The organism is Amycolatopsis sp. H20-H5, from assembly GCF_035828755.1.
Classification (GTDB): domain Bacteria; phylum Actinomycetota; class Actinomycetes; order Mycobacteriales; family Pseudonocardiaceae; genus Amycolatopsis.
Genome location: NZ_JAYMZS010000007.1, coordinates 71,231 through 91,369, shown reverse-complemented (window position 1 = coordinate 91,369; position 20,139 = coordinate 71,231). Strand labels below are relative to the sequence as shown.

Below are 20,139 nucleotides of genomic sequence, written 5' to 3'. Positions count from 1 at the left end.
GGCACTCCGCCGGGACGAATCTCGCCGCGCGCTACACCGAGCGTCACCCGGACCGTGTCAGCAGCTTGGTACTGGTGACGCCGAGCGCCGCGGCCGTCGGCATCGTCGTTTCCGGCGAGCAGCGGGGCGAGGTCGTGCGGCTGCGCCGGGGCGAGCCCTGGTTCGAGGTCGCGTCGGCGGCCTTCGAAAGGGTGGTGACCGGCCAGGCCACGGACGACGACTGGGCCGCCATCGCGCCCTTCTGGTACGGCCGATGGGACGCCGTGGCCCAGGCGCACAAGGCAGCCGAGGCCGAGCAGAAGGACGCGGAAATCTCGGGCGCGTTCGCCGCTGAAGGCGCTTTCGCGCCCGAAGTCACTCGCGCGGCGCTCGGCACTTTTGACGCGCCCGTGCTGCTGATCGCCGGAGAGGTCGACTTGAACTCCGTCCCGGAGTCCGTGGCCGGATACGCCGGGCTGTTCCCCAACGCCGAGTTCGTCGTCCAGCCGGGCGCGGGTCATTTCCCCTGGCTCGACGACCCCGCCCGGTTCGTCGCGACCGTCGAGAAGTTCCTGGGCTGAGAAACGCGCTGAGCCTCGGACTTTCCAGCGAAAGTCCGAGGCTCAGCGTCGGGGGAGGGGAGAAACGTCGAAGCGGTTAGAGACCCGAAGCCGCCGACGCGATCTTGCTGGCGACGGCGCTCACCTCGGTGTAGACGCCGGGTGCGTGCGGCCGGGCACAGCCTTCGCCATAGCTGACGATGCCGACCTGGATCCAGGCGTTGTTGTTGTCCCGGCGGAACATCGGGCCGCCGGAGTCACCCTGGCAGGTGTCGACGCCGCCCGCGGTGAGGTTCCCCGCGCAGATCTCGGCGCTCGGGATCATGTCGCTGTAGATCCCGCCCTGCGCCTGGCAGGTGGCGTCGGACACGAACGGGACCTGCGCCTTGAGCAGGTAGCGCTGCTGCGCGCCGCCCTCGGTCGCCGCGCCCCAGCCCGCCACGGTGAACGTGCCGGTGTTGTAGGTCGCCGTCGACGCGATCGGCAGGGTCGCGATCCCGGTCACCGGGCTGGCCAGCTTGATCAGCGCCCAGTCACCGCCGGTCGCGGTGTCATACGTCGGCGACCGGTAGACGTAGGTCGACTTCACCTTCTTGGCGCTGGAACTCTGCAGGTCGATCACCCCCAGCGTGGCGGTGATGCTCGTGTTGGCCCCGGTGCGCGTGACGCAGTGCGCGGCGGTCAGCACGATCTGGTTCGTGTAGAGCGCGCCACCACAGCCCATCGAAAGCCGGACCATCCAAGGGAATTCCCCCTGTGCGGCTCGGCTGCCGCCGACGACGCTCGGCTGCGCGCCGCTCGGGTCGGCCGGGGGTTGAGCTGCCAGGGCCGGCGAGGCCAGGCCGAACATCGTGGCGGCCGCGACCGCACCGATCGCCGATTTTTTGAGCAGGGTGAACCATCTCTTGGCGTCCAAGGGATTATTCCTTCCGATGTCCACAGTGGAATCTGAGGAGCGGGGGATCAGGCTCACTGACTACAGCAGAGCGGCACACACCGGGACAACCAACTTTCTTCGGATCTTTCGGGCAGTTGGTTAATTTCGCGTCACGCGGCGCACGGCGAAGGCCGCGGCGCCGGCCGCGAGAACGCAACAGCCGGTCACCACCGAAGCCAGTGGCAGGCTGACTGCCAGGACCAGACACCCGGCCAGCCCCGTGGCGCCGATGAAATCGCGACGCAGCGTCAACGCACTCGCATTCGCCACCGTGTAATACGCCAACACGGCGAACGAGGAAAATCCGATCGCACCGCGGAGATCCGTCGTGCAGACCAGCACGGAGACCACGACGCCGACCGCGACCTCGGCCCGGTGCGGCACACCGAAACGGGGATGGACCGAGGCGAGGAACCGCGGCAGGTGGCCGTCGCGGGCCATCGCCAGTGTCGTGCGGGAGACGCCGAGCACCAGTGCCAGCAGCGAGCCGAGCGCGGCCAGCGCCGCGCCGCCGCGGATCACCGGGGTCAGCCAGTGCCAATTCGAGGCCGACACCGCCGCGGCGATCGGGTCGGCGTCCGCCCCGAGCTGTCCCGGGCCGAGTCGTAGCAGCAGCACCACGGCCAGGACGGCGTAGACGACGAGGGTGAGTCCGAGCGCGATCGGGATGGCCAGGGGGATCGTGCGGGCCGGATCGCGGACCTCTTCGCCGAGCGTCGCGATGCGCGCGTAGCCCGCGAAAGCGAAGAACAGCAGCCCGGCGGCTTCGAGGACGCCGCCCACGCCGGTGCCGGTGAACGCACCGAGCCCGCCTGCGCGAGGCGGCCCGGCGAAGGCGACGGCCGAGATCGCGACGGCCAGGACGAGCAGCGTGACCGTCACGATGACGAGGGTCGCGAGCGCCGACCGCCGCACGCCTCGGTAGTTGACCCCCGTCAGCGCCGCGACGACGGCCACGGCCAGCAGGCTCCGCCACGGCTGCCCGAGCCCTGGCGCCGCGTAGGTGACGACGGTCAGCGCCATCGCCGCGCAGCTCGCGGTCTTGCCGACCACGAACCCCCAACCGGCCAGGTAACCCCAGAACTCGCCGAGCCGCTCGCGGCCGTACACGTAGGTACCGCCGGACGAGGGATACACGGCGGCGAGCCGGGCCGACGAAGTCGCGTTGCAGTACGCCACGACGGCGGCGATCGCCAGGCCGAGCAGCAGCCCGGATCCGGCCGCACGGGCCGCCGGGGCGAGGGCGGCGAACACCCCGGCGCCGATCATCGAGCCGAGGCCCAGTAACACCGCGTCGCGGACACCGAGGTGACGGCGCAGCTCGTTCGAGGTCACAACCTCGGGGCCTTCCGGACGCGGAAGGTCGTCGGCAGCAACTCGTTCGACAGCTCCTGCAACGCCGCGCGGCAAGCCGTCAGCGCGTCGCGACCCCGTTTCGTGGCGCGGTACAGCCGCCGCGTGTGGCCGTCCACCACGAGCTGACGCGAGATGAGCAACCCGGCGGTCTGCATCCGGTGCAGCAAGGGATACAGGGTGCCGGGGGAGATGCGGTGGCCGTGGCGGGCCAGCTCCTCGCTCAGCCAGGCGCCGTGCACCTCTCCGGCGGACGCGTGGTGCAACACGTGCAGCCGCACGGCGCCCTGCTGGAATTCCCGAACCACGTCCATGTCGATGCCCGATATCGTGAGCCGAGTCCGGCCCGGCGTCAAGGGGTACCGGCAACGTGACCATTAAGCTCGTGCTTCGTGCAAGCCCATTCCCCCGGCGACGGCCCCGTCAACGCCGGGATCCCCGAGCACGGCCGCATCCCGCGCTACTACGCGGTCAAGGTCGAGCTGCTCGACGTCATCGCCGAGCTCGGCGAAGGTGCCGCGCTGCCGACCGAACGTGAGCTGTGCGAGCGGTTCGGGGTTTCGCGCGCGACTGTGCGGCAGGCCGTGGACGAGCTGGTGCTGGAGGGCAGGCTGCGCAAGCGGCAGGGGAGCGGGACCTATGTCGCCGGGCCGAAGCTGGTGCAGCCGCTCGCGCTGGTCAGCTACACCGAGGGTTTGCGGCAGCAGGGAATCGAGCCCGGCCGGAACCTGATCACGCTCGAACGCCGGCCTGCCGGGGACGCGCTGGCCGCCGAGCTCAGGATCGGGCCGGCCGACGATGTGATTCACATCGAGCGGGTCCTGCTCGCCGATGGTGATCGGGTGGGGCTGGAGTCGACCTACCTCCGGGCCGAGCGGTTTCCCCGGCTGATGGAGGTGTTTGATCCCGAGCAGTCGCTCTACGCGTGCTTGCGGGATCAGCTCGGGGTGGTGTTCGAGGGCGCGGAGGAGCGGGTCGAGACGGTGCTCGCCACGCCGCGGGAGGCGCTGCTGATCGGGACCAACCCGGCCCTGCCGATGCTGCTGATGCACCGGGTGTCGTGGGGGCCCGACGGTGAGCCGTTCGAGCGGGTGCGCTCCCTCTTCCGGGGCGACCGCCTGTCCTTCATGACCCGCCTCGGCGCTCTCACCTGAGTTTTCGACTGTCCCTGAAGGCCACCATGACAGCGTCTAACGCCGTCATGGTGGCCTTCAGGGACCATCAAATGTCACGGAATGATAACTGATCTGGTCCAATATTCGGGGGTATTTCACCGGGAGTTGGGGGAGTTGTCAGGTGCCGTTGGTGGTCGGCGGCGACCGTTCCGGGTGTGCGAATTCTTATTGTGGGTGGCGGGGTGCTGGGCACCATGCATGCTTGGCAGGCCGTCCAACGTGGTCATGACGTGGTGCAGATCGAACGCGAGGCCGAGGCCCGGGGCGCGTCTGTGCGTAACTTCGGGCTCGTCTGGGTCGGGGGGCGGTCGTCCGGGCTCGAGTTGACGACGGCCTTGCGGGCCCGGCGGCTTTGGGAGGAGATCGGCGGGCAGGTGCCCGGGGTCGGTTTCCGGGCCAACGGGTCGCTCACCGTGCTGCGGACCGAGGCGGAACGTGCTGTCGCGCTTGAGGTCGTCGGCGGTGCGGGGGCCGCCGATCATGGGTTCAAGCTGCTGGACGCCGTCGAGGTGCTGGAGCTGAATCCCGCCTTGCGCGGGGACTTGCTCGGTGCCCTGTGGTGTGACCGTGACGCCGCAGTCGAGCCGCGGGTCGCTCAGCCCGCGCTGCGTGCCGCGCTCGAGGTCACCGGCCGGTACCAGTGGTTGCCGGGGCGTGAGGTTCGGGAGCTGACCGGCAGCGGTGTCGTCGATGATCGGGGTGAGCGCCACGGCGCAGACCTCGTGCTGCTGTGCACCGGGGCCTGGCTTGGGGGGCTGGTCAAGGAGCTCGCCGGGGCGGCGCCCGTGCGGCGGGTCAGGCTGCAGATGGCGCAGACCGAGCCGCTCGGCGAGCGGCTCACCACCAGCGTCGCGGATGCCGACAGCTTCCGCTACTACCCGGCCTATCGCGGCTCCGCGCTCGACGGGCTCAATGCCGGTCAGCCGCAGGGGCCGATCCCGGCTGCGCACAAGATGCAGCTGCTCATGGTCCAGCGCCTCGACGGCTCGCTGACCATTGGCGACACCCATGAGTACGACGAGCCGTTCTCCTTCGACGTCACCGAAGACCCCTACGACCACCTGACCGAGGCCGCCAGTGCGCTGCTGGGCCGCGCGCTGCCGCGCATCGCGCGCCGCTGGGCCGGGGTCTACGCCCAGGCCACCGATCCCGCGCTGATCGTGCACCGCGCGCGGGTCGCGCCGAACGCCTGGCTGGTCACCGGGCCGGGCGGGCGCGGGATGACGTGCTCGCCCGCCATCGCCGAAGACACCGCAGAGGAGCTAGGCCTGTGAACACCGAACTCGTCGTACTGGACATGGCCGGGACCACCGTCGCCGACGACGGCCTGGTCGTGCGCGCCTTCACCGCCGCCGTCGCGGCCGCCGGGGTGTCCGAAGAGGACAGTCGCTACCCCGGTATGCTCGACTACGTCGTCGAAACCATGGGCCAGTCGAAGATCACCGTCTTCCGCGCCCTGCTCGACGGCGACGAAGACCTGGCGCGGCGCGCCAACTCGGAGTTCGAAAACGCCTACGCCAAGCTCGTCGCCGACGGCCGGTGCGAGCCCATCCCCGGTGCCGAGGACGTCATCCGCGGCCTGCGCGCCGACGGCGTCAAGGTCGCCCTCAGCACCGGCTTCGCCCCCGCCACCCAGCGCTCCATCCTCGACGCGCTCGGCTGGGCCGACCTCGCGGACCTCGCGCTCGCCCCGGGTGACGGCGTCCGCGGCCGTCCCTTCCCCGACCTCGTCCTCGCCGCGGCGCTGCGGCTGGGAGTCACCGACGTGCGGCGGATCGCCGTCGCCGGGGACACCCCGTCCGACGTCCTGTCCGGCCTGCGCTCCGGCGCCTCGGTCGTGGCGGGTGTCCTGACCGGTTCCGGTTCGCGGGCAGAGCTCGCCGAAGCCGGGGCCACGCACGTGCTCGATTCCATCCGCGACCTTCCTTCCCTACTGGCTTGAGGAGCTTTCGAGACATGAAGACCAAGACACGCGCCGCGGGCCTCGCGCTCGCCGGGCTGATGCTGGCCGTCCTGTCCGCGTGCGGCGGCACCGGGGCGGCGAGCGCCGGCGGCCAGTCCGTCACCGTGTACACAGTGGACGGTCTCGAAGACTGGTACGCCCAGCGCTTCGAGGAGTTCAAGACCCAGACCGGGATCACCGTGCAGGCCGTCACCGCGGGCTCCGGCGAGGTCGCGTCGCGGGTGGAGAAGGAGAAGTCCAACACCCAGGCCGACATTCTCGTCACGCTGCCGCCGTTCATCCAGCGGGTCGCGTCGCAAGGGCTGCTCGCGCCGTCCACCCCGGTGGGCCTCGACAAGGTCCCGGCCGCGCAGCGGGACGCGCAGGGCCGCTACTTCGCCATCATGAACAACTACCTCAGCTTCATCTACAACCCGAAGCAGGCTACGCCCGCCCCGAAGACCTGGAACGACCTGCTCGACGGCCGGTTCAAGGGCAAGATCCAGTACTCCACCCCCGGCGAGGCTGGCGACGGCACCGCGGTGCTGCTGCAGCTGCAGCACGTGCTCGGCGACCAGGGCGCGCTCGACTACCTCGCCAAGCTGGAGGCGAACAACGTCGGCCCGTCCTCGTCCACCGGCAAGCTGCAGCCCAAGGTCGCGAAGGGCGAGATCCTCGCCGCCAACGGTGACGTGCAGATGAACCTCGCCGAGATCGACAAGAGCGGCGGCTTCGACGTTTTCTTCCCGGCCGACGCGCAGGGCAAGCGCTCCACTTTCGCGCTGCCGTACTACGCCGGGCTCGTCACCGGCGCCCCGCACGCAGACAACGCCAAGAAGCTGCTCGACTTCCTGTTCTCGCCCGAGGTCCAGGCCAAGGCCGTCGACGCTTACGGCGTTCCCGTGCGCACCGACGTCACGCCGTCCGGTCCGCGCGCGGACAAGGTCAAGGCCGCGCTCGCCGGGGTCGACATCTGGCAGCCGGACTGGAACACGGTGCTGGCCAAGCTCGACACCGACCTCGCCGCGTACAAGAAGGCCGTCGGGCGATGAGCGCGGCCGTCGAGTTCCGGGGCGTTTCGGTCCATTTCGGACAGACGCAAGCGCTTGCGCCACTGGACCTGACCGTCGCACGCGGCGAAACGCTCGCCATGCTCGGTCCCTCGGGTTCGGGCAAGTCGACGGCGCTCAAGGCGCTCGCCGGGTTCGTCCGGCCGAGTGCGGGCCGGGTGTTCCTCGACGGCGAGGACGTCACCGACCTGCCGCCGCACCGGCGCGGCCTCGGGGTCGTCGTGCAGAGCTACGCGCTGTTCCCGCACATGAAGGTCTCGGACAACGTCGCGTTCGGGCTCAAGGCCCGCAAAGCGCCGCGCGGCGAGATCGGCAAGCGGGTCGCCGAGGTGCTCGACCTGGTCGGGATGGGCAAGTACGCCCGTCGCTACCCGCGCGAGCTCTCCGGTGGTCAGCAGCAGCGCGTCGCGCTGGCACGGGCGCTGGCCATCCGGCCGGGGGTCCTGCTGCTCGACGAGCCACTGTCCGCTTTGGACGCCGCGCTGCGCGAGGACATGGTCGCCGAACTGCTGCGGCTGCGCGCCGAACTGCCCGACACCACACTGATCTACGTCACGCACGACCAGGGTGAAGCGCTCGCGCTGGCGGACCGCATCGCCGTCATGCGCGATTCGAAGTTGATCGAACTCGGTCCGTGCCAGGAGCTCTACCAGCGTCCGACGACCGAGTTCACGGCGAGCTTCCTCGGCGCGTCGAATCTCATCCCGGTGGAGCTGATCACGGCCGACGGCGGCAAGCTCGTCACCGTGCGGCTCGGCGAACGCGAGCTTTCCGCGGAGCCCACGGGTGCGTTCGGTCAGGGGCAGGCCGTCGCGCTCGGTGTGCGTCCGCACCGCGTCGGCGTCCAGGCGGTGAACACGCCGGGCGCGCTGACCGCGCTGGTCAAGGGCGTGCAGTGGCGGGGGAGCGGGTTCCGGCTCGACCTGGAACTCACGGCCAACGGCTGCGCGATCCGGGCCGAGGTGCCCAGCGTCGACGGGCTGCCCGGCGTCGGCGAACCGATCGGAGTGTCCATTCCGGACGGTTGCCCACTGGTCGGGCTGGGGAGCGCGCTGTGAGCGGGCTCGTGCTGGAGGCCGTCGCACCGCGCCGGGTCCGTGAGCGCGGGCAGGTGCGACGCGGCTGGCTGCCCTGGCTGCTGCCGCCGCTGGTCGTGCTGCTCGGGTTCTTCGGCTACCCGCTGGTGCTCGTCGCCGCGCAGTCGCTGGAGTCGAAGACCGGCGAGTTCGGACTGTCCGTCTGGGCGGAGGTGCTGGGCTCGTCGGAATTCCTCGACGCCGCTTGGCGCACCGTGGCACTCGCGCTCGGCTCGACCGTCGGCTGCGTGCTGCTCGGGACGTTTCTCGCGCTGGTGATCGCTTTCGTGCCGTTCCCCGGCGCGCGGACGTTGTCCAGGCTGGTGGACACCGTGCTCGCGTTCCCGTCGTTCCTGATCGCGCTCGCGTTCACGTTCCTCTACGGCAGCGCGGGCGTGTTCGGCTCCGGCGGCTTCCTGTACTCGCCGTGGGGCGTGCTGCTGGCCGAGATCACCTTCTACACCCCGTTCGTGATGCGCCCGGCGCTGGCCGGGTTCAGCCAGGTCTCGGCGGCGCAGATGGAGGTCGCGGCCAGTCTCGGCGCGAAGCCGGGACGCGTGCTGTGGCGGGTGATCCTGCCGGAAGCGGTGCCCGCACTGGCGTCCGGTGCGTGCCTGACCATGCTGCTGGCGATGAACGAGTTCGGCATCGTGCTGTTCCTCGGCGCGAAGGACGTGACCACTTTGCCGACGCTGATCTACAGCAAGGGGATCGTCACTTTCGACTTCCCGCAGGCCTGCGTGGTCGCGATGGTCAACGTGGCGCTTTCCCTTGTCCTGTATGGGACTTACCGCTGGGCCATCGGAAGGGGTGAGCGGCGTGCTGCTGTGGACGCGGCGTAGCAAGGCCATCGTCTGGACGGTGTTCGGGGTGCTGTTCACCGCCGTCGTGCTGGCCCCGCTGGTGATGATCGTGCTGGCGTCGTTCGCGGGCCAGTGGACCGGCGTGTTCCCGAGCGCTTTCACCGGTTCCCATTACGCCGACGCGTTTTCCGGCGAGACGTTCGCCAGCCTGTCCGTGAGCCTGCAGACCGGCGTGATCGCGTCGGCGGTGTCGGTGGTGCTCGGCACCTGGGCCGCGCTCGCCGCGCGGGGCGCGCCGTCGCGGGTGCGCAAGCTCGTCGACACGGTGTTCCATCTGCCGATCGCGGTGCCGTCGGTGGTGCTGGGGCTCGCGCTGCTGGTGGCGTTCAGCCGTCCGCCGCTGGCGCTCAACGGGACCCGCTGGATCGTGCTGCTCGGGCACCTGATGATCCTGCTGCCGTTCTCCTACAGCACGGTGTCCGCCGCGATCGCCCGCGCCGACCCGCTGCTGGCGCAGGCGGCGGCGAGCCTGGGCGCGAGCCCCGCCAGGGTGCTGCTCAAGGTGCGGATCCCGGTCCTGCTGCCCGCGATGTCGGCCTCGGCGAGCCTCGCGCTGGCGATGTCGATGGGCGAGCTGGGCGCGACGATGATGCTCTACCCGCCGGACTGGCGCACGCTGCCCGCGAGCATCTTCGCGCTCACCGACCGTGGTCAGGTGTTCCTCGCCTCGGCGAGCACGGTGCTGCTGCTGGCCGTCACCCTCGGCGGAGTCGTACTGCTGGGCCTGGTCAGGGGGCGTGCGGCACAAAGATGACGCTTGATGCAACCCGGACGGGGTCCCGCCTCGTCTGGGGAGCATGAGAAGAGCGGCGAAGGCGTTCGGAGCGGGGCTCATCCTGGTGACGGCCACGGCCTGCGGGCAGGGCTGGACGGCCCCCGGCACGGCCGCACCACCGGTCGAGCCGGTCACCTCGTTGCCGAGCAGCGCACCCGCGCCTCCGGCCACGCAGCCGCCAGTGAGCCAGCCGACTCAGGGCGTCCCGGGCTCCGACCGCCTGCTGCCCCCGTCGCAGATCGACGTGAGCGCACTGCCGCAGGGCTATCCGCACGAGTTGTCCTCGGCGAACGGCGGCGCGGTGCTCGACCTGCACGCCGAAGAAGGCGGCTGTCTCAAGGTCAGCGCCGCGGCGGGCGAGCAGAACGAGAAGCAGGTCGTGGTGCTGGTGACCCAGACCAACGGCCCTAAAGGCCAGATGTGCGCGATGCACATCCGCGAAGTCGTGGTGCCGGTGACGCTGAACGCGCCGCTGGGGCAGCGCACGGTGGTGCTGCGACAAGGGTGACGGCAAGGGGCGGGACCGCGCGGTCGGGGGCGGCCCCGCCCCTGTCGTTCACTCGGCACGAAGGAGCTGTTCGCGTGGACCTCAGGGGTGTGACAGTTGCGAGTGAAAGAGGTCGATTTTGTCCCGAAGTGACTTCGTCGCGGGATCGTGCGTGTATATTCTCCGCGCTTCGCGGCTGACTTCGGTCGTGACCAGCATCAGCGAGTTGACCGATCTGCGCTGCGCGTCCAGCGCTTGATCCGTCAGGCTTTCGGCGCCTTCCAGGTTACCCTCCCGCAAGGCCAGGATCGCCAGGGTCAGTGTTGCCTCGGCTGCTCGCATCGGTGACTTCTCGGTTCCGTCTGCTCGTTTTGACAGCCGCAGCACCTCGTGTGCGTGGTTCGCGGACTTGTCGTCCTGTCCCGAGATGCGATAGCAATCCATTGCGTAGAAGTCCCATTTTGTGGGATCGATGACGAAGTGATTCTCCGGGCGCGACGGATTGTCATGTTTGGCGAGCTTGGCGAAGCCGTGGTCGAGGATGCCATCGACGGGCTCGCCCATCCGGGCCTGTGCTTTTGCCTGCAATGCCGACAGTTGAACCGTCACGGACGAGTGCGGAGCGGCCAGGATGCCGCCGTTAACGAATTTGCCGACTGTGTCGAAATTGTTCTGGGTGAGCGCGAACCAGGCGCCCATCTCGAAGGACCAGGCCGCGATTTCACCGTGCCCGGACTCCTTGTCGAGGTGGTAGGCCCCAGATCTGGCCATCTCGGCGCCATACCGGTTGCCCCTATCGTACTCAACGCACCCGATGAGTAACGACAGCCAGCCGGCGGCCACCAAGAGGTCTCGGTGATTTCGAAGAGAACAAGGCCCATCGAGCAGGTTCTTCACGTGCTTCAGCCAGATCAATGCGTCGAGACGCAATTCCCCGGTGTCGCGCCAGGCGTACTGGCAGCACAGGTCTTCGGTGACCGCCAGCAGATGCTCGATTGTTTCCGTGCTGACCTCGGATCGCCGGATCTTTGCCATGATCTCGTCAAACGACCCATCGTCGGAGACAGCGGATTCGGGATGGGGGGCAAGAAGTGGGCGGAGCTTGGCGTTCAGCGTGCCCGGGATCCACCTCGCTGGCCAGTCAGTCGGCACGAAGGAGCTGTTCGCGAAATTTCCACGCCCGGCCGAGGATGCATGCTCCGGGTGACGCCATTGGCTCCCGGGTGGTCAGTCTCCGTACCGTTTCCTCGGTGAACGGGAGTCCGTCGGTGACCGACGACGACTCGGCTGCGGCGACCAGTGAGCCCTCGGCGTTGACTGCCACCGCCGCGCCGAACAGGGTGTCGAAGACGTGGTCGTCGATGACGACGACCGTCAGGATCGTGGCGGTGAGGGTGAGTGTGTCGAGGCCGACTCCCAGACAGTACGGCGTCACCGAGCCGTCTTCTTTCGCTTTTTCCAGGTCGCGATAGAGCGGCCACGCGTCGTAGTCGAGCGGCTCGGCTTGGCTGCCGTCACGCTCGGGTTCCCCGAGGATTTCTTCCGAGTACTCCCTGACCATGTTCCGCCAGAGGTCGAAGTCGTTCTGCCGATCCCGGCTGGCGATGGTGGAGGGCTGGAATTCGCCCGCCGGAATCAGCCCGTAGATCCCTGCCGCCGTCGCGACTTTCTCGGGGTCTCGCCAGTGAAGCAGGAACGTCGCGTTTCCCGTGGCCCGGTCGCGTCGAAGGGTGAGGGTTTCGATGGCGGGCATGAGCGCTCGGCGGCGGAGGTCGAAAGGATCTCCGATCAGGCTTCGCAGCGGAAGCTCAGCCCAGTCGGCTCGGATTTCGTTACCCTGCGCCGAAGTGGAAACCGACAGTTCGTGGGCGATGGCCTCGGACAGGTCCAGTTTGTCGAAGTACGTCGCCAGTGCGAACCTCATCTTGCCGCCGTCAGCGGTGAGCTTCGCGTCCAGCAGCCGGTAGCTGGACCGGTTCTCGAAGAGCGCGGGTGGATCAAGATAACGGATCGCGGCCGTGTACCGGTCGAACCGCCGCCCGGGTGCCCGCATCGGCAGCACTGGATCGGCTTCCGGCTCTGCTCCGGTGACCGTCAGCGGCGCGGGCCCTTCCGACCACTCGAGCTCGATGTCGTCAAGCTTCAAGGGTCCGCTGGGGATCCAGTCCCTCCTCGCGAGGAACGGGGCGTCGCCGATGCGGGACTCGGGCCGGTAGAGCTCGGCGGCTGCTCGGGCCAGCTCACCCCTTCGCCGGTTCAGGTCTCGCCGAGCACGTTTCCACGCGGTCTGACTGAGCTGGACCGTGTCGACCTGGCCGACCAGCGCCGAGCCCGCCGGGGTGCTCACCGGTCGCAGCAGGTGTCCGGCAAGGCCAAGCCGGCCGGGCGGCAGGTCCAGCTGGGTGGCGATGCGGAGCAGGACTTCGAGATCCCTGACTTGGCGTTGGCCGTTCTCGATCTTGGAAACGTAGGACTGGTCAAGGCTCAGTATCTGCGCGAGATCCGCCTGGTTGAGCCCGTGAGCCGATCTGTATTCCTTCAGCACCTCGGGGAGCAGGTCCGTGTTCAGTTCGAACTCCGCTGCCGCCTTCGACGACAGCCAGGACTGCTCAGCCTGCATGGGCATTTCCCTTCGTGTGGCTGAAATCCGTACCGCTTTGACCAGCGACTATGCCTGCCTGTCATCAATCCTAGCCAAGGTGGACCACCGGGACTTGGACACCTGGAGTGCGTACCCACGATCGTTGATCTCGAATCGATCGACGTGACGGGAGTGCGAGCGGCGTGGAGACAGTACGGGTTCATCTGACGTGGGTGACGGCCGCGGGCGGAACGGTCGACCACGCGGTGGACGACGACGACCTGGCGGCCTCGATCACCACGCGCGGCGGAGTATTCGTGGCTCTCTGCGGCGCTCGGTTCGTGTCCGGGTCGATGTGCGCGGAGCCTGGCGGAGTATGCGTGCGGTGCCGGGCGCTGGCGAATGCGCGGGAGTCGGTACGGCTGGTGCGCGTGCGTCCGCGTCGTCATGGCGGGCGGCACGCCGCCGCGTCACGGCGGCAGCGGTGATGGGCGAGGTGAAGGTGTCCGTACCGGCGAGGGCTTCGATGTCCGGAGTGGCGCCGATGGTGATCGAGTTGGTCGCCCTGCGCCGGGCTTTGGGCCTGTCGCAGGCGGACATCGGCAAGGCGGCGGGTCTGCCGACGTCGTCGGTGTCCCGGCTCGAGGCCAACGACTACTTCTCCACGGCCTTGGTCCGGCACCTGGCCGCGTACGCCGAGGCACTGGGCTACACGTTGCGGTTCGTGCTGATCTCGCACGACTCGTGACGGCGATACCGATCCCCCGCTGGCGGGCGCTGGGTCTGCACTGGCACGCCTACCAGCAGCCGGGGACTGGGCCGGTGGATCCGGCCGCGCAGCGGGACGCGCGGCTGGCAACCGGCTCTGGAGTGCCGCTGGGGTCGCCGCGCGAGACGGGAAGCTGGCTGGCCGCGCGGGCCGTCGATCTCGACGGGACGGTCTACGTCTGGAACCGCCACGCCCTCCGCTGGGAGGCCTTGTGCTCGGTGGGCCGGTCCGCGGAGATTCGCGGCGAAGTCGCTTACCGCGCGATGCGCGGCTGGTCTGTCTACGCGGACGCCCGCTCGAAGTGGGGCCACCACGCGTTCGCCCTCGAAGCGGTCACCCGGGCGGACTGTCCCGGTCCCCCACCACAACCTGATCCACGCCTCGGTGCAACCCGCCACCGCGTTCACTCCGTCTTGTCCGGCATGAGGTGCTTAGCGAAATTGGTCGGTACGGGCATGATCCTCGTCGCGGCGACGGCCTGTGCCGGTCAAGACACGGTGACCAGTCAACCAGCGGCCGCCAGCAGCACGGCGGCCCCGAGTGAGAGCGTCTTGCCGGGTTCGCCGGAGCTGCGGCCCTCGGGCCCGGTGGCGACCCCGCCGCCGAAACCGAAGCTGGAGGTGCCCGAAGGCAGCACCCCGGTCCCGCCGAAACAGATCGACGCGGCCGCGCTGCCCGCCGACTTCCCCAAGGCGGTGTACACCGGAAACGGTGGCACGGTCCTGAGCATCAAGGCCGTCGAGGGCGGCTGCGGGCACGCGATCGGTGAGGCGTCGGTGCAGAACGGCCAGCAGGTCGTGGTGAACCTGACCGAGAAGAAGGGGCAGACGGGCCAGATGTGCACGATGGACATCCGGTACCCGGTCGTCTCCGTCACGCTGGCCGCGCCGCTGGGCGAGCGCACCGTGGTGCTGAAGAACACCGTCGAAAAGTAGGTCCTTTCATACTGTCCGGTAGGTGGCGGCACCCTAGGCTGTGACCATGGGAAATCGTCAGGTCTCTGGCACTGCGGTGGTCGCCACCACGCCGGACAGGATCTTCGAGCTGCTGGTCGATCCGGCACAACATCCACTGATCGACGGCTCGGGCACGGTCCGCGCCGCCCGCGCGGGCGGGCCGGAGCGGCTCTCGCTCGGCACTACCTTCGGCATGGACATGAAGATGGGCGCGCCGTACAAGATCCAGAACACCGTGGTCGAGTTCGAAGAGGACCGGCTCATCGCGTGGCGCCACTTCAACGGCCACCGGTGGCGCTGGGAGCTCGAGCCCACCGAGGACGGCAAGACCAGGATCACCGAGACCTTCGACTGGTCCACGGCCAAGGCCCCGATCCTGATCGGTCTCAGTTTCTTCCCGAAGAAGAACAAACAGGGCATCGACAAGACCCTGGCCCGCCTCGGCGAGATGTTCCCGGGCTGAGGGGTGGACGGGCCGGGCTGTACGACCCCCGTTAGTTGTACTACTATAATCATTATAGTCGTACAACTAACGGGGGTCGCATGCCTGAACTGAGCCGTAACCGCAGAATGGCCGTGCTGGCCATCTGCTGCCTGAGCCTGTTCATCGTCGGGCTGGACTCCACGATCGTGAACCTGGCGCTGCCGTCCATCCAGCACGACCTGCACGCGTCGGTGCCGAGTCTGCAGTGGACGATCGACGCCTACACGCTCGTGCTCGCCAGCCTGCTCATGCTCTCGGGCTCCACCGCCGACCGCGTCGGCCGCCGCCGCACGTTCCAGACGGGGCTGGTGCTGTTCACCCTCGGCTCGCTGCTGTGCGGGCTCGCGCCGAGCATCGGGCTGCTCATCGTGTTCCGCATGGTGCAGGCGATCGGCGGGTCGATGCTCAACCCGGTCGCCATGTCGATCATCACCAACACCTTCACCGAGCCCAAGGAACGCGCCCGCGCGATCGGCATGTGGGCCGGGGTCGTCGGGCTGAGCATGGCGGTCGGCCCGGTGGTCGGCGGCGCGCTCGTCGGCTCGGCGGGCTGGCGGTCGATCTTCTGGATCAACGTCCCGGTCGGCATCGCCGCGCTCGTGCTCGCCGCGTTGTTCGTGCCCGAATCCCGCGCGCCGCATGCCCGCCGGGCCGACCCGGTCGGGCAGCTGCTGGTGATCCTGTTCCTCGGCGGCCTCACCTACGGAATCATCGAAGGCCGCGACGCAGGCTGGGGCTCGGCGCTGATCGTCGGCTGCTTCACCGTCGCCGTCGCTTCCTTGGCAGGGCTGGTGTTCCACGAACGCCGCCGCGCGGAACCGTTGCTGGAACTGAGGTTCTTCCGCAGCGTGCCGTTCTCCGGCGCGACGATGATCGCGGTCAGCGGGTTCGTCGCGCTGGCCGGGTTCCTGTTCCTCAACTCGCTCTACCTGCAGGAAGCACGCGGGTTTTCCGCGCTGGACGCGGGCCTGCTCACGCTGCCCATGGCCGTGATGACCGCCGTCTTCGCGCCGATCTCCGGACGGCTCATCAGTACGCGGGGCCCGCGGCTGCCGCTGCTGGTGGCGGGCACGAGCATCACGGTGAGTGCCGTGCTGCTCAGCGGCGTCGGCGCGGACACCTCGATCGGCCTGTTGATGGTGGGCTACCTGGTCTTCGGGATCGGCTTCGGCATGCTCAACGCGCCGATCACCAACGCGGCGGTGTCAGGGATGCCCCGCGCGCAGGCCGGGGTCGCCGCGGCGATCGCGTCGACCAGCCGCCAGGTCGGGTCCTCCTTCGGCGTGGCCATCATCGGCGCCGTCGTCACGGCCCACGTCGTCGGCCCGTTCAACACCGGTTTCGCCGAAGCGAGCCACACCGGCTGGTGGATCATCGCGGGCTGCGGGGTACTGGTGCTCGTCCTCGGTTTCCTCAGCACCGGCGCCTGGGCGAAACGGACTGCCGAGCACGTCGCCGGCGAACTCGCCGACGACCACCGGGAGCCCGTAAGCTCCTTCCGGTGAACGAGAAGACGGCGGTGCAGGTCTGGTCGCGCCTGCGGGCGCTGGTGCTGGAACGGCACGACCGCCGTCAGGAAGTCTGCGAAGCGCTGGGGATGAGCTTCAGCAAGATCAAGGCCCTGCGCTACCTGGCGATGGAGCCGTTGACCATGCGCGAGCTGACCGACCGCCTCAAAGTCGACAGCCCGTACACGACTCTCCTGGTGGACGACCTCGAACAGCGTGGCCTGGCCGAGCGCACCGCGCACCCCGCCGACCGGCGCCGCAAGATCGTCACCGTCACGCCCGAGGGGGTGGTGGCGGCCGCGCGGGCGGAACAGATCGTGAGCCGCCCGCCGGCGGAGCTGCTGGCACTCGACCCCGCGGACCTCGCCGAGCTGGCCCGGATCACCGCCGTCTTCGACGACGCGTGATCAGCCTGCCGCCACCCGTGATCAGACTGCCGTCACGCGTGACGGCAGTCTAGACACGCGTGACGGCACTCTGGACACGCGTGACGTCTGTTAGTGGAAGCTGATCTGCAGGACGGGTTCCGAGGTGGCTTCGAAGAAGTCGTTGCCCTTGTCGTCGATCACGATGAACGCGGGGAAGTCCTCGACCTCGATCTTCCAGACCGCTTCCATGCCGAGCTCGGCGTACTCCAGGACGTCGACCTGCTTGATGCAGTCCTGCGCCAGCCGCGCCGCCGGGCCGCCGATCGAACCGAGGTAGAACCCGCCGTGCTGCTCGCACGCCTCGGTCACCTTCTTCGACCGATTTCCCTTGGCCAGCATGACGAGTGAGCCGCCCGCGGCCTGGAACTGCTCCACATAGGAGTCCATCCGCCCGGCCGTGGTGGGGCCGAACGAGCCGGAGGCGTAGCCCTCGGGCGTCTTCGCCGGGCCCGCGTAGTAGACGGGGTGGTCGCGCAGGTACTGCGGCATTTCCTCGCCCGCGTCGAGTCGCTCGGCGATCTTCGCGTGTGCGATGTCGCGGGCCACCACGAGTGGTCCGGTCAGCGAAAGCCGCGTTTTCACCGGCAGCTGCGCGAGCTGCGCGCGGATCTCCGTCATCGGCCGGTTGAGATCCACCGAGACGACCTCGTCGGACAGGTCGTCTTCGGCGACCTCGGGCAGGAACCGCGCGGGGTCGCGCTCGAGCTGCTCGATGAACACGCCGTCGGCGGTGATCTTCGCCTTGGCCTGCCGGTCCGCGGAGCACGACACCGCGATGCCCACCGGGCACGACGCGCCGTGGCGCGGCAGGCGGATCACGCGGACGTCGTGGCAGAAGTACTTGCCGCCGAACTGCGCGCCGATGCCGAACTGGCGCGTCATCTCCAGCACCTGCTGTTCGAGGTCCGTGTCGCGGAACCCGTGGCCCAGCTCGGATCCCTCGGCGGGCAGGTTGTCGAGGTACCGCGCCGAAGCCAGCTTCGCGACCTTCAGGTTGAACTCCGCCGACGTGCCACCGACGACGATCGCGAGGTGGTACGGCGGGCAGGCCGCGGTGCCGAGACTGCGCAGCTTCTCGTCGAGGAACCGCGCGAGCCGCTTCGGGTTCAGCACGGCTTTCGTTTCCTGGTAGAGGAAAGTCTTGTTCGCGCTGCCCCCGCCCTTGGCCATGAACAGGAACTCGTAAGAAGGAGAATCGGACTGACCGGCCGTGTTGTCCTTGTGGTACAGCTCGATCTGCGCTGGCAGGTTCGTGCCGGTGTTGCGCTCGTCCCAGAAATTCACCGGGGCCATCTGCGAGTACCGCAGGTTCAGCTCCTGGTACGCCTCGTAGATGCCCTGCGAAAGCGCCCGCTCGTCGTCGCCGCCGGTGAGCACCCCTTCGCCGCGCTTGCCGACGACGATCGCGGTGCCGGTGTCCTGGCACATCGGCAGCACACCGCCGGCGGCGATCGCGGCGTTGCGCAGCAGGTCCATCGCGACGAACCGGTCGTTGCCGCTGGCCTCCGGGTCGTCCACGATGGCGCGCAGCTGCGCCAGGTGTGACGAGCGCAACAGGTGCTGGATGTCGGTGATGGCGACCTTCGCGAGCCGCGTGAGCACCTCGGGGTCGACCTTGAGGAATTTCCGGCCCGCGGCCTCGACGAGCTCTACGCCGTCGGCCGTGACCTGCCGGTACTCGGTGGTGGTGTCCTTGCCCAACGGCAGGACTTCGGTGTGGCGAAACGTGGTGGGGGGCACAGCGCCGGGCTCCTTTGCACGCGGGTGGCGTCGGCGAAGACGGTACCCCCTGCCCGTGGATGTCGAACTCGCGCACGCCGGTGGGGAACTCGGGTCCTCCGGTGGGGGACTCGCGGGCGGCTGAAGTTAGTTCGGGAGGCCGGGTCCACCCCGACGGACCCGACCTCCCGGGGAAGGCGACCCAGGTGCGAACACCCGGCCGCGAAGCTCACCCCTGACGAACAGCCGAGACTAGCGACTCGCCACTGTCGACGGTCTCGTGACGCAGGTCATAAGTCAACGCGGCCGAACGGGTGTCAACTCTCGTCCTGCCAGGTGGCAGCCAGTGATCAAGACGGGTCAGCTGGCGTAGGCACGCAGCCTGTCCGCCCGCTCACCCTGACGCAGCTTGCCCATGACCTCACGCTCGATCTGACGCACGCGCTCACGGGAGAGCCCGAAGTGCTTGCCGATCTGGTCGAGCGTGCGGGGCTGGCCGTCGTCGAGGCCGTAACGCAGCCGGATGACGTACTGCTCGCGGTCGTCCAGCGTGGCCAGGACCCGGCGGAGGTCGTCCTGCAGGAGCCCGGAGATCACGGCGCTTTCGGCGTCGGTGGCCTCGGAGTCCTCGATGAAGTCGCCCAGCGGGGCGTCCTCCTCGGCGCCGACCGGCATGTCCAGGCTTACCGGGTCACGCGAGTGGTCGAGCAGGTCGGAGATCTTGTGCGCCGGGATGCCGGACTCGGCGGCGAGCTCGTCGTGAGTCGCGTCACGGCCGAGCTGCTGGTGCAGGTCGCGCTTGATGCGCGCCAGCTTGTTCACCTGTTCCACCAGGTGGACCGGCAGCCGGATCGTGCGTCCCTGGTCGGCCATCCCCCTGGTGATGGCCTGGCGGATCCACCAGGTGGCGTACGTCGAGAACTTGAACCCCTTGGAGTAGTCGAACTTCTCCACCGCGCGGATCAGGCCCAGGTTCCCCTCCTGGATCAGATCGAGCAGCGGCATCCCCCGGCCGGTGTAGCGCTTCGCCAGCGAGACGACGAGCCGCAGGTTGGCCTCGAGCAGGTGGTTCTTCGCGACGTGCCCGTCACGGATCAGCGCGTTGAGCTCCTTGCGCCGTTTGGTGGTGAGGTTCTCGGCGGTGTCCAGCATGTGCTGGGCGAACACGCCTGCCTCGATCCGCTTCGCGAGCTCGACTTCGTCGGCCGCGGTGAGCAGGGCGGTCTTGCCGATGCCGTTGAGATAGACGCGCACCAGGTCCGCGGCGGGACTCTGCGCGTCGAGGTCCGCGTCCGTGAGAGCCGGTATAGTGGGCTCATCGATGGACTGCGTGGGAATCCTGCGTTCGCGAATCCCGCGCGCTTCGCGTTCGAGAGTCTGGACTGACATTCTGCCTCCCCGGTCACGGGCTGAACGTGTAGCTAAAACTGAAGCTGTGCGCCTGGCGGCGCACCCGCGGACCGAGCCCTGTGGAAAC

Annotated in this window: 22 protein-coding genes; 15 read left to right on the top strand and 7 right to left on the bottom strand. The window is 68.9% G+C overall.

The window, feature by feature from the left end; all coding sequences use genetic code 11:
* The coding region (locus QMK34_RS05755; protein WP_326412293.1) for an alpha/beta fold hydrolase at nt 1-560 on the top strand (560 nt) is incomplete at its 5' end.
* Nucleotides 561-636: 76 nt separating this feature from the next.
* Here the strand turns inward: QMK34_RS05755 and QMK34_RS05750 are convergent.
* The 3 genes from QMK34_RS05750 to QMK34_RS05740 all read right to left on the bottom strand — a co-directional run bounded on the left by QMK34_RS05750 (nt 637) and on the right by QMK34_RS05740 (nt 3,143).
* Nucleotides 637-1,455, bottom strand: a complete 819-nt coding sequence (locus QMK34_RS05750) for a S1 family peptidase (protein WP_326412292.1) — start codon at nt 1,453-1,455, stop codon at nt 637-639.
* Nucleotides 1,456-1,575: 120 nt separating this feature from the next.
* On the bottom strand, nt 1,576-2,811 hold the full coding sequence (locus tag QMK34_RS05745) for an APC family permease (RefSeq protein WP_326412291.1): 1,236 nt from the start codon (nt 2,809-2,811) through the stop codon (nt 1,576-1,578).
* Nucleotides 2,808-3,143, bottom strand: a complete 336-nt coding sequence (locus tag QMK34_RS05740) for a PadR family transcriptional regulator (RefSeq protein WP_326412289.1) — start codon at nt 3,141-3,143, stop codon at nt 2,808-2,810. The genes QMK34_RS05745 and QMK34_RS05740 overlap by 4 nt, the downstream gene beginning before the upstream one ends.
* Before the next feature lie 78 nt (nt 3,144-3,221).
* On the opposite strand from QMK34_RS05740, the gene QMK34_RS05735 reads away from it, so the two are divergent.
* The 8 genes from QMK34_RS05735 to QMK34_RS05700 all read left to right on the top strand — a co-directional run bounded on the left by QMK34_RS05735 (nt 3,222) and on the right by QMK34_RS05700 (nt 10,238).
* Nucleotides 3,222-3,983, top strand: coding sequence for a GntR family transcriptional regulator (locus tag QMK34_RS05735; protein ID WP_326412288.1), 762 nt, complete (start codon nt 3,222-3,224; stop codon nt 3,981-3,983).
* Between the two features lie 176 nt (nt 3,984-4,159).
* On the top strand, nt 4,160-5,278 hold the full coding sequence (locus QMK34_RS05730) for a TIGR03364 family FAD-dependent oxidoreductase (RefSeq protein WP_326412287.1): 1,119 nt from the start codon (nt 4,160-4,162) through the stop codon (nt 5,276-5,278).
* Nucleotides 5,275-5,946 carry a phosphonatase-like hydrolase gene (locus tag QMK34_RS05725; RefSeq protein WP_326412285.1) on the top strand — a complete coding sequence of 224 codons (672 nt, stop codon included), beginning with the start codon at nt 5,275-5,277 and terminating at the stop codon, nt 5,944-5,946. Before QMK34_RS05730 ends, QMK34_RS05725 begins: the two co-directional genes overlap by 4 nt.
* A 14-nt stretch (nt 5,947-5,960) precedes the next feature.
* Nucleotides 5,961-6,998 (top strand): 2-aminoethylphosphonate ABC transporter substrate-binding protein, encoded by a 1,038-nt coding sequence (locus QMK34_RS05720; protein WP_326412284.1) that lies wholly within the window; start codon nt 5,961-5,963, stop codon nt 6,996-6,998.
* On the top strand, nt 6,995-8,074 hold the full coding sequence (locus QMK34_RS05715) for an ABC transporter ATP-binding protein (protein ID WP_326412283.1): 1,080 nt from the start codon (nt 6,995-6,997) through the stop codon (nt 8,072-8,074). The genes QMK34_RS05720 and QMK34_RS05715 overlap by 4 nt, the downstream gene beginning before the upstream one ends.
* Nucleotides 8,071-8,934 carry a 2-aminoethylphosphonate ABC transporter permease subunit gene (locus tag QMK34_RS05710; protein WP_326412281.1) on the top strand — a complete coding sequence of 288 codons (864 nt, stop codon included), beginning with the start codon at nt 8,071-8,073 and terminating at the stop codon, nt 8,932-8,934. Before QMK34_RS05715 ends, QMK34_RS05710 begins: the two co-directional genes overlap by 4 nt.
* Nucleotides 8,912-9,709: an ABC transporter permease gene (locus QMK34_RS05705; RefSeq protein WP_326412280.1), complete on the top strand. Its 798-nt coding sequence runs from the start codon at nt 8,912-8,914 to the stop codon at nt 9,707-9,709. Before QMK34_RS05710 ends, QMK34_RS05705 begins: the two co-directional genes overlap by 23 nt.
* 43 nt (nt 9,710-9,752) lie before the next feature.
* Nucleotides 9,753-10,238 (top strand): hypothetical protein, encoded by a 486-nt coding sequence (locus tag QMK34_RS05700; protein ID WP_326412279.1) that lies wholly within the window; start codon nt 9,753-9,755, stop codon nt 10,236-10,238.
* Nucleotides 10,239-10,319: 81 nt separating this feature from the next.
* On the opposite strand, the gene QMK34_RS05695 is transcribed toward QMK34_RS05700, so the two are convergent.
* Entirely contained in the window at nt 10,320-11,252 is a 933-nt protein-coding gene (locus QMK34_RS05695) for a hypothetical protein (protein ID WP_326412277.1), read from the bottom strand.
* A 106-nt stretch (nt 11,253-11,358) separates the two neighbouring features.
* On the bottom strand, nt 11,359-12,837 hold the full coding sequence (locus QMK34_RS05690; protein WP_326412276.1) for a helix-turn-helix domain-containing protein: 1,479 nt from the start codon (nt 12,835-12,837) through the stop codon (nt 11,359-11,361).
* A gap of 194 nt (nt 12,838-13,031) precedes the next feature.
* On the opposite strand from QMK34_RS05690, the gene QMK34_RS05685 reads away from it, so the two are divergent.
* The 6 genes from QMK34_RS05685 (at nt 13,032) to QMK34_RS05660 (ending at nt 16,922) form a co-directional block, all read left to right on the top strand.
* Nucleotides 13,032-13,286, top strand: a complete 255-nt coding sequence (locus QMK34_RS05685) for a hypothetical protein (protein ID WP_326412275.1) — start codon at nt 13,032-13,034, stop codon at nt 13,284-13,286.
* Nucleotides 13,286-13,546, top strand: coding sequence for a helix-turn-helix domain-containing protein (locus QMK34_RS05680; protein ID WP_326412273.1), 261 nt, complete (start codon nt 13,286-13,288; stop codon nt 13,544-13,546). The genes QMK34_RS05685 and QMK34_RS05680 overlap by 1 nt, the downstream gene beginning before the upstream one ends.
* Nucleotides 13,543-14,502, top strand: coding sequence for a hypothetical protein (locus QMK34_RS05675; RefSeq protein ID WP_326412272.1), 960 nt, complete (start codon nt 13,543-13,545; stop codon nt 14,500-14,502). The genes QMK34_RS05680 and QMK34_RS05675 overlap by 4 nt, the downstream gene beginning before the upstream one ends.
* Before the next feature lie 46 nt (nt 14,503-14,548).
* Nucleotides 14,549-14,986 carry an SRPBCC family protein gene (locus tag QMK34_RS05670; RefSeq protein ID WP_326412271.1) on the top strand — a complete coding sequence of 146 codons (438 nt, stop codon included), beginning with the start codon at nt 14,549-14,551 and terminating at the stop codon, nt 14,984-14,986.
* An 80-nt stretch (nt 14,987-15,066) separates the two neighbouring features.
* On the top strand, nt 15,067-16,512 hold the full coding sequence (locus QMK34_RS05665) for an MFS transporter (protein WP_326412269.1): 1,446 nt from the start codon (nt 15,067-15,069) through the stop codon (nt 16,510-16,512).
* Nucleotides 16,509-16,922, top strand: coding sequence for a MarR family winged helix-turn-helix transcriptional regulator (locus QMK34_RS05660; protein ID WP_326412268.1), 414 nt, complete (start codon nt 16,509-16,511; stop codon nt 16,920-16,922). The genes QMK34_RS05665 and QMK34_RS05660 overlap by 4 nt, the downstream gene beginning before the upstream one ends.
* Nucleotides 16,923-17,012: 90 nt before the next feature.
* Here the strand turns inward: QMK34_RS05660 and QMK34_RS05655 are convergent, their stop codons facing one another.
* Nucleotides 17,013-18,683 (bottom strand): fumarate hydratase, encoded by a 1,671-nt coding sequence (locus tag QMK34_RS05655; RefSeq protein WP_326412267.1) that lies wholly within the window; start codon nt 18,681-18,683, stop codon nt 17,013-17,015.
* Nucleotides 18,684-19,022: 339 nt separating this feature from the next.
* Nucleotides 19,023-20,051 carry a sigma-70 family RNA polymerase sigma factor gene (locus tag QMK34_RS05650; RefSeq protein ID WP_326412265.1) on the bottom strand — a complete coding sequence of 343 codons (1,029 nt, stop codon included), beginning with the start codon at nt 20,049-20,051 and terminating at the stop codon, nt 19,023-19,025.
* Nucleotides 20,052-20,139 lie beyond the last annotated feature (88 nt).